The sequence below is a fragment of the Paraburkholderia susongensis genome (assembly GCF_900177725.1).
GTDB classification, from domain to species: domain Bacteria; phylum Pseudomonadota; class Gammaproteobacteria; order Burkholderiales; family Burkholderiaceae; genus Paraburkholderia; species Paraburkholderia susongensis.
In genome coordinates this window covers 114,724-128,769 of sequence record NZ_FXAT01000007.1, presented here as the reverse complement: position 1 = coordinate 128,769, position 14,046 = coordinate 114,724, and the positions used below count along the sequence as shown (strand labels likewise).

Annotated in this window: 12 protein-coding genes; 5 read left to right on the top strand and 7 right to left on the bottom strand. The window is 60.9% G+C overall.

Annotated elements, in window-relative coordinates; all coding sequences use genetic code 11:
- Positions 1–20 precede the first annotated feature (20 nt).
- From B9Z01_RS21455 to B9Z01_RS21445, 3 genes are all read right to left on the bottom strand, one after another.
- Positions 21–692, bottom strand: coding sequence for a hypothetical protein (locus B9Z01_RS21455; RefSeq protein WP_085486746.1), 672 nt, complete (start codon positions 690–692; stop codon positions 21–23).
- A 37-nt stretch (positions 693–729) separates the two neighbouring features.
- Positions 730–2,220, bottom strand: coding sequence for a cytochrome-c peroxidase (locus tag B9Z01_RS21450; RefSeq protein WP_085486744.1), 1,491 nt, complete (start codon positions 2,218–2,220; stop codon positions 730–732).
- Positions 2,221–2,467: 247 nt separating this feature from the next.
- Positions 2,468–4,663: an alkaline phosphatase family protein gene (locus B9Z01_RS21445; RefSeq protein WP_244196115.1), complete on the bottom strand. Its 2,196-nt coding sequence runs from the start codon at positions 4,661–4,663 to the stop codon at positions 2,468–2,470.
- Between B9Z01_RS21445 and B9Z01_RS36350 the strand changes: the two genes are divergently transcribed.
- Positions 4,632–4,931, top strand: coding sequence for a hypothetical protein (locus B9Z01_RS36350; protein ID WP_244196114.1), 300 nt, complete (start codon positions 4,632–4,634; stop codon positions 4,929–4,931). The two genes, B9Z01_RS21445 and B9Z01_RS36350, sit on opposite strands and share 32 nt — an antisense overlap.
- Before the next feature lie 435 nt (positions 4,932–5,366).
- Here the strand turns inward: B9Z01_RS36350 and B9Z01_RS21440 are convergent, their stop codons facing one another.
- The gene (locus B9Z01_RS21440; protein ID WP_085487120.1) at positions 5,367–6,395 is read right to left on the bottom strand and encodes a DMT family transporter; all 1,029 of its coding nucleotides are present in this window, start codon (positions 6,393–6,395) and stop codon (positions 5,367–5,369) included.
- A gap of 590 nt (positions 6,396–6,985) precedes the next feature.
- On the opposite strand from B9Z01_RS21440, the gene B9Z01_RS21435 reads away from it, so the two are divergent.
- A complete protein-coding gene (locus B9Z01_RS21435; RefSeq protein WP_244196113.1) occupies positions 6,986–7,312 on the top strand; it encodes a hypothetical protein in 327 nt (108 codons plus the stop codon).
- Positions 7,313–7,574: 262 nt separating this feature from the next.
- Here the strand turns inward: B9Z01_RS21435 and B9Z01_RS21430 are convergent, their stop codons facing one another.
- From B9Z01_RS21430 to B9Z01_RS21420, 3 genes are all read right to left on the bottom strand, one after another.
- Positions 7,575–7,895, bottom strand: coding sequence for a helix-turn-helix domain-containing protein (locus tag B9Z01_RS21430; RefSeq protein ID WP_085486738.1), 321 nt, complete (start codon positions 7,893–7,895; stop codon positions 7,575–7,577).
- A 156-nt stretch (positions 7,896–8,051) separates the two neighbouring features.
- Positions 8,052–8,513, bottom strand: a complete 462-nt coding sequence (locus B9Z01_RS35035; RefSeq protein WP_143809020.1) for a hypothetical protein — start codon at positions 8,511–8,513, stop codon at positions 8,052–8,054.
- Between the two features lie 10 nt (positions 8,514–8,523).
- Complete coding sequence (locus B9Z01_RS21420; RefSeq protein WP_085486734.1) at positions 8,524–9,228, bottom strand: M35 family metalloendopeptidase; 705 nt, start codon at positions 9,226–9,228, stop codon at positions 8,524–8,526.
- A 1,025-nt stretch (positions 9,229–10,253) separates the two neighbouring features.
- Here B9Z01_RS21420 and B9Z01_RS21410 point away from each other — a divergent pair.
- From B9Z01_RS21410 to B9Z01_RS21400, 3 genes are read left to right on the top strand one after another with little or no spacing between them, the layout of a single operon-like run.
- The gene (locus tag B9Z01_RS21410; protein ID WP_085486730.1) at positions 10,254–12,626 is read left to right on the top strand and encodes a bifunctional salicylyl-CoA 5-hydroxylase/oxidoreductase; all 2,373 of its coding nucleotides are present in this window, start codon (positions 10,254–10,256) and stop codon (positions 12,624–12,626) included.
- A complete protein-coding gene (locus B9Z01_RS21405; RefSeq protein WP_085486729.1) occupies positions 12,623–13,396 on the top strand; it encodes an SDR family NAD(P)-dependent oxidoreductase in 774 nt (257 codons plus the stop codon). Before B9Z01_RS21410 ends, B9Z01_RS21405 begins: the two co-directional genes overlap by 4 nt.
- Entirely contained in the window at positions 13,393–13,965 is a 573-nt protein-coding gene (locus B9Z01_RS21400; protein WP_085486727.1) for a MarR family winged helix-turn-helix transcriptional regulator, read from the top strand. The genes B9Z01_RS21405 and B9Z01_RS21400 overlap by 4 nt, the downstream gene beginning before the upstream one ends.
- Positions 13,966–14,046: the final 81 nt, after the last annotated feature.

Here is a 14,046-nt window from a genome sequence, read left to right as displayed (position 1 = left end):
TTGCGCGGAGTGGCCTGATTTCAGCGCTGGAAGATCTCGTCGGCGACCCAGCCGTTCGAGGTCAGATGCACGCCCTCACGCAGTTGCATCGTGCCCGCGCCTTCGATCACGCGCTTGACCATCGGGAACACGCGCTGCGCGTCCGGATCCTTCGCCCACGCCGCCGGCTCGACCTTGTACGTGTAGACCACCGAGGTGACGGTCTTGCCGTCGAGTTGCATCGGCCGCTCCCAGCCCACCACCTTGTCGAGCGTCAATGTGGCCGCGCAGAGGTCGGCAGGATGCGTGACGTGCGAAGTGCCGGTCGCGACGACTTCCGGAATGTGCAGGTAGTACTTCTGTCCTTCGGAGGTCAACTGGTACTGGCGCGCAGCCGCCGTGATCTTCTTGCCGTCCGCGTCGACGCGCTCGACCATCATGTCGTTGCCCTTCACGAGGCCGAGCTTCTCGAGCACCGGCATTTGCACCGCGTCGCGCGCGCCCGAGGCGCGATCGTCCGTCGTCGTGTAGACCGGCCAGTCGTATTTGGCGAGACACAGGTGACCGCGCTGGCCGAGAAAGTCGTTGATGGCGGCCGTGAAGTTTTCCTGATTGGCGTCCTGACTCCTGTTATGACAGCCGGCGATGAGCGTCAGGGCAATCAGGGAAAGCGCGCCGCCGGCGAGGCGGGCAGCGGTGGAACGTCGCGTCATGGTGTTGTTGCTCAGGTTGAATGGCTTATTGAATGGGTCAGTTCACGCAGGCGCCACTCGTCGGCGCCTGCGCAGGCGGTTGATAGCCGTCCGTCAGCGTGTTCAGGAAGCAGACCAGATCCTGAATGTTCTGCTGCGTGAGTTGCGGCGTCGAGTGAACGGCGCGCGGCTTGGCGCCGTCCGCCGCCGTCGTGCCGCCCGCGTCGGTCTGGCCCTGGCCCATCGGCAGTTCTTCGTCGATGTTGCCCTGGTACGCGACAGGCAGATCGTTGTACGGCGTCGCCGTCGCACCCGATGCGGCGCTCGGGAACAGGGCGAACGACGGGTTCTGGACCACGTTGCTCGCGTCGCCGCCCGTGCTCGGATACCAGTATTCCGGGTTGGTGTCGCGCGTGTTGTAGAAATTCAGCACCTGCACGAGCGAATGGAACACACCGTTGTGGAAGAACGCGGTGCGCGTCGCGACGTTGCGCAGCGTCGGCACCTTGAAGCGGCCGCAATACGGATCAGGCACGTTGACGCCGGTGAACGAGTCCGGAGCCGCGCCGCTGTTCGCGGTGCCGGGCGGGTGAAGATCGTTCAGCGGACCGCACAGACCCATGTCGTAGTACGAGGCCGTGGCGTTGCTCGGGATCGGATCGGGGTTATCGGGAATCTGCGTGTCGTTGCGCGGTGCGCCGATTGCCTGATAGGTGAAGTCCGTCATGAGACCGACCGAGCCGTTGAAGTTCGCGCCCGCGTAGTGACAAGCCACGCAGCCCGCGCCCTTGTCGGTGTCGTTGAAGAGTTGGAGACCGCGCAGCTCGGCCGCCGTCAACGCACCGCCCACCTTGTTCGCTTCGAACAGGTCGAACTTGCTCGAGTACGGCGCGAAGCTCGGGTCTTCCTGCTGGTACGCCTGCAGCGCGAGACCGATGTCGGCGAAGGCCGTGTCCGTGCTGGAGAACACGCCCGCGCCGAACGCCTGCTGGAACAGCGGCGCATACGACGCAGCCTGCACGGCCTTGACCACGTTCGCGGCCGACGCGTTGTTCATTTCAAGCGGATTGAGCAGCGGCAAGGACACTTGGGTCGCGAGCGTCGTCGCGCGGCCGTCCCACATGAAGCCGCCGCCCGGCGCATTCTGCGTGATGCCGTCGGGGTTGTCGGCGATGTCGTTGTAGGGCGGCGTCATCGACTTGTAGCGCAGCGAAGGCACCGCGCGCTGACCCGCCAGCGAAGGATCCGAGCCGAGCTGCACCGACAGGCTGTTCGGCGGCCCGTATGCGTACTGCGGGCTATGGCAGCTCGCGCAGGACATGTTCTTGCCGCCCGACAGATTCTGGTCGAAGAACAACTGCTTGCCGACTTGTGCCGCGGCGCTCAGCGTGACCGTGGCGGGCGGCGCAACGCTGCTCGCGCCGCCGCTGCCGCTGCCGCCCGATGACGACGATGTCTGGGTCGAGCCGCCGCTATCGCTGCCCCCGCCGCCGCAGGCGGTCAATAACAGGGAAAGCGCGCAAAGCACGCCGAGGGAAAGTTTTCGCATGTCGATGTCTTGTTGCTGATCGTGTTGCCTGATCGTTGTTGCCCGAGTCCGATTGCCGGGCGGTCCTGGCTGGGTCCTGAACAGGTCCTGGCTGGATGCGGGTACGGCTAAGGCCGCGCGGCAATGAGACGAGGGGAATGGAAACTGCCGGACCACATGATCCGTGGTCCGGCAGCAAGCGCTGATCTGATGCACAGGGCCGTTGGGCAAGACGGCGAACCGCCTTGCCCCGAACGCGCCTGGCCGGTTACTTCGCCGGCTTGAGCGCCCAGATGTTGGTCTGGGTCGCGTCGGGACCGGGGCCGCGCGAAGCCAGCGACGTGCTCGTCACGTCGACCGGGTTCAGCTTCTGCGTGTAGGTTGCCGGCGTGATGTACGCATGGTTCATCGGACGGACCGCGTCGAAGTGCGTATCCGCGCTGCCCGCGAGTTCCGGCAGGTTCAGGATGTTCGACGCGATGAACGACTCCGTGTACTTCGCGCGGGCGAGGTACGTCGACGGCTGGGCCGGGTCGCCGATCTGGAACATGTCCTGCAGCGTGCGCACGAACGAGAAGTGGCTGTACTCGTCGCTGTCGACCACGTTCGGGTTCGCCTGGTTCGTCGCTACGCCGAACACCGAGTTGCCGTGACCGTGGTTGCCCTGGTTGTACACCGTGGTCGTCACCGGCGCGTACTTGCCGTTCGAGAACGTGAGCGGCGCCTGGTTGACGTTCGAGGTCACCGGGTTCCAGCCGCAGCACGAGGTCGAGCTGCCTTCGCCTTCGTCGAACATCACGACGATCGCCACCTTGCGTTGCGGGTTGTTCCAGATCGGTGAAGCCTGGATCTTCGTCACCACCTGGCGCACGTAGTCGTCGCCGCGCTGCACGATCGCCGTGCTGCCGCCCGAGCAGGACGGATCGGAGCCGGTGCCGTGCATGTCGTCGCACTGGTCGGGCATGATGAAGTTCACGTTACCCACGTCGCCGTTCGCGAGGTCGGTGCTGAACTGGTCATAGTTGTAGTTGGCCGGGATCGGGTAATCCTTCGAATTCGCCAGAGCAGCGGCCGGGTATTGCGTACCGAAGATCGTACGATTGTTGGCGAAGAACTCGGGCAGATTACGTGCCTGCTGATACGGCATGGCCGGGCTGTGCTTGGTCTTGTACAGCGCGGCCGGCATCGTATAGGCCGTGCCGTTCGCGCCCGGACCCGCGTAGGCAGCCGAAATCGTCGGCTCGGCAATGCTGTCCGCGCGCGGATCCTGGCCCGGGTTCATCGACTCGCTGTAGGTGCGCCACGTCATGCCGGCCTGCGAGAGCAGCGTGAAGAGGTTCGGCGCCTGGACGTTGTGGTTCGCGCTCGAACCAGCCGTCGTACAGGCCGTGCTCGTCAGGCCCGTCAGGTGCGACGTGTCTTGCGGCGGCAATGCGCCCGTCGCGACGAGCGGCTGGCCGTCCGACGCGGTGCCGCCGGCGAACGCCTTGTCGGTCGGTGCGTTGGCGCCGCTCGTGCCCGCGCCGCAGCCCCACCAGTTGTCGTCGACGATACCCCAGTCGTCCGCGCCGCCGAGTGCCGTGTAGTTCGGCTCGCTCGGGTTGCCGGTCGAGTAGTAGGTCGTGAACTGGTTGTTGCCGGTCAGGAACTGGTTGATGTACGGCGCGTTCGTCGAGCCGAGAATACCCGGCGTACCCGGAACCGGGCCCACGCTGTGGTTCTCGAGCATGATGACGAACACGTTGTCGTAACGCGGAATGCCTTCGACGTTGAACGCGGCCTGCTGCGCCTGCGCGTACGTGATCTTCGCCTGCTGCTGGGCCGGCTTGACGGCGGTGGCCGTGCTCACGCCCGCGACGCCGATGATCGACGGATCGCCGCCTGCCATCGCGAGGTTGTCCGGGTACATATCGCCGCGATCGAGCTTGGTCGTCGCGTACGTGTAGCGGTTCACGAGCTGGTTGTCTTCGAACAGCATGGCCTGCTGCTCGGCGCCCGAGAGCGTGTTGACGTCGCCGAGCACGTCCGTTGCGCTCACCGTCACCGACGAAGCGCCAAGCACCGGGCTGCTCATGCGCGACACCAGGTTGGCCTTCTCGGTGGCGTAGTCGGTGCCGTTCGCTTCGACGAGACGCTGAACTTCGCTCGACATCGGGCTGATTACGACGTTGGCCGCGCCCTGATCGGCGATTTGCGCAGCCGAGGCGCGCAGGATCAGGTGGCTCGGAACGGCTGCGCCGCTCGCCGTATTGGTCGCCTTGGTGCTGACGTCGGCAATCAGTTGACCGGTCGCGGTCGTCTTCAGCGTGAAATGGCCTTTGCTGTCAGTCGTCGTACTTGCTTCCGACGAATCGCAAGCGCCGTTGCCGTTCGCATCGACACACACCGTCGCGCCCGAATAGTAGCCGGCGGCGATGGTCGGATTACCCGACGTGTTGCCCGGCGTGAAGGCCGAGGCGGTCACGACGCCGGAGAACGTCGTCGGCTGTGTCGTGTTCGTACCCGTGGCGCCGGTACTGGTCGTGCTCGAAGAATTGTCGTTGCCGCCGCAGGCAGCCAGTGCGCAGGCTGCCGCGATTGAGGTTAAAAGAAGAGTGGTGCGTGATGTTGGACTGACCGGCATTGTGGGACCCCTGTTGGTTTGCATGTACAACTTTTTTCCGCCCGAATGGAACAAATCCGTGTTTTTTTACGCAGCAAAATTATCGAGTGGATATGTTCTTTTTTTATGACAGGGAACTTTTAATGAACTCTTCTTTCCTGAAGTTTTATTGATTGGAAGAGAAGCATTTCATTGAATTGAAATACTGACCTGATAACCGCGCGCGACGCGAGCGATCGCGCGGCGGAGTGGAGTCAACCGGTGGATGCAGCGCGCAATGAGCGCGTGAATGGAAGGCGTGTTGCTGGGGAAGCAGAGATGCTGGATTCTATTGCGCAAGGATTCGCTGCTTTATCCGAGTGGGCGCGGATACTTCCGCGAATGCTCCCGCGGATACTCTCATGCACACCGGCATGCTGCGCCCTGAAGAAACGCGCATGCGGGAAGGCTGGACGCAAGCCGGACCGGCTGGCAAAGCACTGGTACTGGAACGGGCTGGCGACGGGTTCGGGCAGGTTCTACAGCCCGGTGCGCAGCCCGTGAATACTCGATCAACGAGGCAATCTCAACCCTGACTCTGACGACACTCCTGAGCACTCGCCACAGTACGAGCCGGTTTCGAGTAACCCGAGCGCACTTGCGGCGAACGGGTGACCAACCATATTCCACTGCAAACAAGAACGAGTGCGACCAGATTCTTCAACTCCATGATGTTTTCGTTCAAACATATCGCGGATAACGCAGTGCCGAACACGGGCACCAGGAAGTTGAAAACGGTCACCTTGCCGACCTGGTTATATTTGAGGAGCAAACTCCATAACGTAAAGGCCACAGCGGAAAGAAGCGCCAGGTAGCCCAGCAACGCCGCCGATCCCGCCGTGAATCCGCTCAGCGTCCCGCCAGTGGCATAACCCGCCGCTACCAGAACAGCACCGCCAAACCCGAGTTGGTAGCCCGTCATGACCATGACGTCCATACCCTGTGAAATGCGCTTTCCGTAAATCGACGCGGCGGAGAGAACAAACGCGGCGATAACGATGAAGCCTTCGCCAAGCAAGGTGAATGCAAATTCAAACGAGCCGTCGCCGAAATTGACCACCATGACGCCCACGAATCCCAGCAGGCAACCAACAGCCTTGCGCGGCGAGACTTTATCGTTCTTGTAGATGAAATGGGCGAGCAGCACGCTGAAGAAGGTCGTCGTCGAGTTCAATATCGAACCGCGAACCCCTGTGGTGTAGGCGAGACCGATATAGAAGAAAACATACTGGATAGCCGTTTGCGTGAAGCCCAATAGCATCAGTTGCCCAGCGTTGCGCCGGGAGAAATTGAAAAGGGGCTTCTTCGACAGTGCGGCGAGTATCAGCAGGAACAGGCCGGCGAAAACGAATCTGTACCCCGCGAAGACCAGTTTCGAAGGAATGTCACCTTGCGTAATGCCCAGCAAAGCGTAGCCGATCTTGATTGCCGGATACGAGCTGCCCCAAAGCAGGCAGCATACGGTCGCCAGAATGACGAGTACCTGGGGTTGTGTCAGAAACCGTGCGGAATCGCGCGGCCCGGTCGTTCCGGTCGTTTTTATAGGTTGGGTCATATTTTGAATAATCTTGTCATTGCGCGTTTTGTGGACTTGCCACAAGAGTGCTTTCTTATTGCCTGGCCGTTTTGCCTTGCATCTATGGGATGCCGTGATAACCCGCCGGTCTACTGCCGCGTTATCGCAAGGGCGAGGCAAATCGATCGCTGCAGACGGGAATACCTCGGAAGAGGCAAAACCATGCATCGCGCCCGGCACCCACCGGATTGGCCCATTTCCCTGCGCCAGTCCCACGTAAGCAAGATGAAATTATAGCCCGATACAGGTACGATGTCAGGTAACTTGTCCAGCAAGGACGGCGAGCGCTGCAGATCGATCAGTCTCTGCGATGCCGGAACGGCGCTGCAAAGCGGACCATTGCGGGCGACCACGGCAACGCAGCCGCATCCGTCCAATACCCTGAAACATCGCTCGCCGCGCGAGTTTCACCGGCAAGCAGATTTACCTGGCCAGGCATCAGCGTGACCGCTCATGCAGACGCGAGCCCGGCAGACGCAGGAGTTTTCGACATTTGACGCGCCGCTTTTGGCACAATCGATTGACCGCTGTGGGCCGGACCGTGTCTCCTGCGTTTCGCGGAGCCGGCCATGTACCATGGACGAATTCGTCGTCCGCCATATCGTCAAAATAATGTTGCCGGAGTCCATGCCATCATGAAGTCCCTTTGCTTCGCAGCGGCCCTCGTCGTACTGACTGCCGGTTGCAGTTCGACATCGTCGTCCGCGAATAGCCTGGCCGCCAGTTCGGGGCCGGCCAACAACAACGCCTACATTCTGCACACTCCCGACGGGCTGAAGCCCGGTGACTCCACATCCAGGCCACAGAGGCTCACGGTCGGCACCAGCTATTCCGATACGCAACTGATTCTGCCGTGGTTCCTCAATGACATCATTGACTTTGTGAACTATCGCTAGGGCCTGTTCACACAAATTGCGAAGTTGCGCGAGCTCTATCCAGCCCTCGCGCGCCGCATGAGCAAGTCCCCGGTCAGTACGCTGCTGGCCGCGGCGGACAACAGCGCACTGGCCGTGAGAACCGGTTGTGCAAGTGCGCCTGTGGTTCTGTTAGCGCTCACACGCACCAATAAGTCGGCCGAGCACACCACGCCCGGCGTGATACGGACGCAGAGAGGCCGGTCATAGCCTCCATGCAAGGTGCGCGGGTTCCGCACCATCGTCAACCAAAGATCTCCAGTCCGTTCTTCTGCACAAGCTGAAGCATGCGAGCCGCAATGCCGCTCGGCTTTTTGTCGCCCTGCTCCCATTGACGAACGGTGGAGGCGGTGGTGTTCAGATACACAGCGAACACGCCTTGACTGACCTTCACACCCTTCCGGATGCGGGCGATCTCTTGAGGGTTGAACTCAGGGGCCTTCTCGATGCACAGATCGTCGTACTCACGCATCGTTTTCTTGTCGATGACCTTCGCACGATGCAGACCGGAAGCCGCGCTATGGATCGCCTCTGATGCATCGCTTCTGAAGCGGGGCTTAGCCATTGCAAATCTCCGTGAGTTCCTTCAACGCCAACATCCTCTCGAGGTCGGCATTCTTCGCCCGATTGACGTGCCTCGCCTCGTGGCGCTTGAGCCTCCGTTTGCGCTTTCCGCTCGTCGTCCGGCGGACCGCTGGATGGTTTGCCCCCGCCCCGCGCATTACCTCGTAGCTGGCACCCCTTGAACTTTTGGGGTATTACACAAGTAATCGCATCCCGTAGGTGGGCACTTCGGAGCAAACTCGATACCAATCTGCCACTTGTCATCTGGATTGATCTTTCCGTTGTTCAGCTTGATGATTCGCTCACTAACGTAGATATCATTTTTGTCCAGGCCCAACTGCATCAGGAACGTCTTGAGATTTTTCGCTCGCACAGCAGCAAGTTGTCCAGGATTGCGCTCAAACTCAAACGCCGCCACATCGACCTCTACGCTCGCTCCTTCTGCTGTCCACTCCCGTGCCGTTAAATAGTGGCGAGCTATAGCGAGACGGTCACTATTGCTTATCTCCACAGAATTAGTTGGGAGTTGTATAGTGTCCTGAAGAAAAACCGAACAGGCATGCGATTGTAACGATATTGCGATCGCGACTGCGCCCAAATAATTCGGGATAAATTTCATAATTAAACTGTTAGTAGCGTGCTAAAACGTACCACGCAATACTATCCGCGTTGGTTATTGTGTGTTCGGGGTGATCTCTGGCGAGCCAGGTGCAAGCCGTGTATCCATATCCCCCCGGATAATCAACAGACCCGAATGTATCTACGAAATGTGTGCATTCGTGAACAATCGTCAGTTGCATTGAAGATAGTTTAGACTCGGATTTTCCGGGCAAATAACAAAAATTCCGATTAATCGCGATCGTACGCGTAGCCGCGTCAGGAGCACACACGTGTGCAACCTCCCCGTCAAGATTTTTCATACCGGGTACACAGCCCGTAGCCTTGTCTCGCCATGAGTCAACACGAACGAAATTTCTCGCTGCAAGTCCATTCATAACAGCTACAACTGCCGCCAGGCCACTCTTGAGTTTAGTTCGGGTATTTTCGTCGGACTTTCCGAACCATTTTTTTACTCTCTCTTGCTCACCTGCATTCCAGTCAGATAACTCCTGAATTCTGACTTTTATCGCGTTGACTGCGTCGTCTCGCAACATTAGAACGGTCTTTCGAAATTCTTGATCGCTCATGTTATCGCAGATCGGCGTGGTATCAATTGTTACATAGACCATTGATCCTGGATTCGTGTTTGTCACTGCCCCGGAATGAACCTCGAACCATTCTTCATTTTCCTTGATCTGGAAACCATATTCATTTATCTCGCCAGAATCATTCATTCACAACTACTCCTCAAGTGCAAAATTTCAAATTCGATGCAGTGCGGCTCATTACACACTACCTCCTTCCTGCTGCGTCCGTTGCACCACCAATAATCTTCCCGTCGCCGGTGTCGATCCGGTAACGGACGTTTGAGAGTGCGCGTCCGTTGCGGTCCTGAAGTGTGAACTGTTCATCGAAACGCATCTGTGATGCGTCCGCGACAATTGGACGCCCATGCAATACCCTAGGCTTCGGTCATTTCGCGACCGGATGAAAGCGAGCGGACCTTATCAAGTGGAAAGAACTCGCCGGTCTCGACATTCATGACCATTGCGGACGACACCGCCGGAAAGCGAGTAAATATCGACTGTGTCACGCGGCAAAGATGACAGCCCCCGTCGTCCCGCTCCCGAAGCGCTTCTGATTCAGTTGCCCCATTGGACCTCTTATAAGTTTTCAGGCGATGCCCAACGAATTAATCATCGAAGCAGGTCATGGTCAACAGCTTTAAATCGAGATAAAGCCGTTTTAACAAACCTTTACAGTGATTTCGGGCATCTCATTCCTGCTGCATATTTCTGCGTGCGCCGGATTAAAAAAACGGCATTGAATCGCCTTCGCCATCATGGATTGAAGCGGTTGGTGCTTTGTCCATGAAGCGCCCATAGCCGCCAGTTTCTCGTTCACGCCTTGCCTAGCGGCAGCGAGAATTGCTGCTGCGCCCTCCAGTGTCAGTTGGCGGTTGAGAAGCCCTTTGGCATCGATACCGAAGCGCGAGCCTCGCCGCCCGGCTCCGGGCCGCATCGAAACGTCTACCGAATGACCTGCCGCCCCTCCCCTGGCACGCCGCCGAACACCCACATTCTCCGCAGACGCCCAGCCAGTGGGGCCGTCGCGCGCCGCTGCAGCTTGCCGCCCAACTCCGGCACCTTCAAACCTCCCATCAGATGTCCCCACCAGCCTCCCCCACAAATTTACTTGACATCTAAACTATCAAAGCCTAAATTAATCTCACAGCACACTCCACTTTTGGGGAACCAGCATGCGCATTGTCTGTATCGGTGGCGGTCCGGCCGGACTGTACTTCGGTCTGTTGATGAAAAAACGCAACCCCGGCTATGAAGTCACGGTCGTCGAGCGCAACCGCCCCTACGACACGTTCGGCTGGGGCGTCGTGTTCTCCGACCAGACGCTCGGCAATCTGCGCATGGCCGACGCCCCGAGCGCCGACGCGATTCTCGACGCGTTCAATCACTGGGACGACATCGAGATCCACTTCCGCGGCCGGACGGTTCGCTCGTCGGGTCACGGCTTCTGCGGTATCGGCCGCAAACGTCTGCTCAATATCCTGCAGGCGCGCTGCGAAGAACTCGGTGTGAAGCTCGTGTTCGAAACCCAGGTGAAGGACGACGCCACCTACGACGCCGACCTCATCATCGCGTGCGACGGTCTGAACAGCATCGTGCGCCAGAAGTACGCGGCCACCTATCAACCGGACATCGACGTGCGCGACTGCCGCTTCGTCTGGCTCGGTACGAAGAAGCTCTTCGACGCGTTCACGTTCGCGTTCGAAAAAACCGAATTCGGCTGGTTCCAGGCACACGCCTATCGCTTCGACGATCAAACCTCGACCTTCATCGTCGAGACGCCCGAGCGCGTGTGGCGCGCCGCCGGCCTCGACGAAATGAGCAAGGAAGACAGCATCGCGTTCTGCGAAAAGCTGTTCGCGAAGTACCTCGACGGCAATGCGTTGATGTCGAACGCGGCGCACTTGCGCGGCTCCTCGCAGTGGATCCGCTTTCCACGCGTCGTCAACAAGGAGTGGGTGCATTGGCGCGCGAACGCGAACGGCACGCAAACGCCGGTCGTGCTCATGGGCGACGCCGCGCACACCGCGCACTTCTCGATCGGCTCGGGCACCAAGCTTGCGCTCGAAGACGCGATCGAACTCGCCAACAGCATGAGCGCGCATCCGGGCGACCTCGCAGGCGCGCTCCAGCACTACACCGAAGTGCGCAGCGTCGACGTGCTGCGCATCCAGAACGCCGCGCGCAATTCAACCGAATGGTTCGAGAACGTCGATCGCTATACGTCGTTCGAGCCGGAACAGTTCGCGTATTCGCTGCTCACGCGCTCGCAGCGCATTTCGCACGAGAACCTGCGCGAGCGCGACGCGCGCTATCTTTCAGGCTTCGAAGACTGGCTCGCGAAACGCTCCGGCGTCGAGCGCGCGCCGGAGAAGCATTCCGTTCCGCCGATGTTCACGCCCTTCACGGTACGCGGCGTCACGCTGAAAAACCGCGTCGTGGTCTCGCCGATGGCGCAGTACTCGGCCGTCGACGGCGTGCCCGGCGACTATCACCTCATGCACCTCGGCGCCCGCGCCATGGGCGGCGCAGCGCTCGTCATGACGGAAATGACCTGCGTGTCGCCGAAAGCGCGCATCACGCCGGCGTGCCCCGGCATGTACTCCTCCGAGCATCTCGCCGCGTGGAAACGCATCGTCGATCTCGTGCATCGTCAGTCGGATGCGAAGATCGGCATCCAGCTCGGTCACTCGGGCGCCAAGGGTTCGACGCGCGTCGCTTGGGAAGGCATCGACCAGCCGCTCACCGAAGGCAACTGGCCGCTCGTTTCCGCTTCGCCGCAACAGTATTTGCGTGGCCTCAGCCAGCATTCGCGCGAAGCCACGCATGAAGAACTGCGCGAGATCGAGGCGCAATTCGTCGAAGCGACGCGCATGTCGGTTGAAGCCGGGTTCGACTGGCTCGAACTGCATTGCGCACACGGCTATCTGCTGTCGAGCTTCCTCTCGCCGCTCACCAATCAGCGCACCGACGAATACGGCGGCTCGCTCGAAAACCGTCTGCGCTATCCGCTGCGCGTGTTCAAGGCGATCCGCGCCGTGTGGCCGCAAGAGAAGCCGATTTCGGTGCGCATTTCCGCGCACGACTGGGTCGAAGGCGGCAATACGCCCGACGACGCCGTGAAGATCGCCGAGGCCTTCAAGGCGGCTGGCGCGGACATGATCGACGTGTCGTCGGGGCAGGTCAGCAAGGAAGAAAAGCCCGTGTACGGCCGCATGTTCCAGACGCCGTTCGCCGACCGCGTGCGCAACGAAGCCGGTATCGCGACGATCGCGGTCGGCGCGATTTCGGAAGCCGACCACGTGAACAGCATCATCGCGGCGGGCCGCGCGGACCTCTGCGCGATCGCGCGTCCGCATCTCGCGAATCCGGCGTGGACCTTGAACGAAGCGGCGAAGATCGGCTATCTCGACGTCGCATGGCCGAAGCCCTACACCGCCGCGAAGGTCCAGCTCGAACGCAACCTCGAACGCGAGCGCGCACAGGCCATCGCCAACGCGGGCCTCACGGCGCAGCAGCGTGCACAACGCGCGGAAGGAACCACGTGAATACGCCAACGTCATTGCTCAACGGGCAGCATGCCGTCGTAACGGGCGGCGGCAGCGGCATCGGCGCGGCCGTAGCGCAAGCGCTGCTGCGCGCGGGCGCGCGCGTCACGCTGATGGGCCGCAACGCACAGCGGCTCGAGGCGCAGCGCGCACAATGCGCGGCGCTCGGCGAAGTGTCCTGCATCAGCGTGGACGTGACGCACGAAGAGGCGGTAGCACGTGCATTCAGCGAGGCAGGCGCGGTCGATATCCTCGTCAACAACGCGGGTCAGGCACAAGCCGCGCCGTTCACGCACACCGACATGACGCTCTGGCAGCGCATGCTCGACGTGAACCTCACCGGCGTCTTTCTCGGCACGCGCGCGGTGCTGCCCGGCATGCTCGAACGCGGGCACGGGCGCATCGTCAACGTGGCGAGTACGGCGGGGCAGATCGGTTACGCGTACGTGGCGGCCTATTGCGCGGCGAAACACGGCGTGATTGGCCTCACGCGCTCGCTTGCGCTCGAAGTCGCGACGCGAGGCATCACGGTCAACGCGGTGTGTCCGGGCTATACGGAAACCGAACTGCTGCACGCATCGCTCGAACAGATCACGAGCAAGACCTCGCGCACCGAAGAGCAGGCACGCGAGGCGCTGCTGCGCACGAACCCGCAGCGCCGCTTCGTGAGCCCGGAACAGGTCGCCGATGCGGTGCTCTGGCTGTGCCAGCCCGGCTCGGACGCGATCACCGGCCAGTCCATTTCCATCTCGGGTGGAGAAGTAATGTGAGCAAGTCGACCCATACCGGAAGGTCCGCGGCGGGCAGCACTCCGGCCAGCGGAACGAAGCCGCCGCGCAAAGGCGTCGCTCAACCTGCGGAGAACGTCGTGGACCTCGAAATGAGTACCGGCGCGGACAGCCACATGGGTCTGCGTCTGTGGTTGCGAATGCTGACCACGACCAACCTCGTGCAGGCCGAGTTGCGCAAACGTCTGCGCAACGAATTCGACACGACGCTGCCGCGTTTCGATCTGATGGCGCAGCTCGAGCGTCACCCCGAAGGCCTGAAGATGACTGAACTGTCACGCCGCATGATGGTGACGGGCGGCAACGTGACCGGCATTACCGATCAGCTCGAAAAGGAAGGGCTCGTGTCGCGCAGCGCCGATCCGAACGACCGCCGCTCGATCAGCGTGTGCCTCACGCCGGCCGGCCGCAAGGCGTTCGACAGCATGGCGGCCGGGCACGAGCAATGGGTCGTCGAAATGTTCGGCGGCCTGAGTCTCGACGAAAAAATGCGCACGCACGAACGCCTCGGCAAACTCAAGCAACATCTGCTCGACAGTCTCAAGGACTGAATCACATCGAACCGCCGCAACCCACCTTGCATGGGATCGGAGTAGGCGCTAAAGCGCCAACTCCGATCGACAGGAGACACA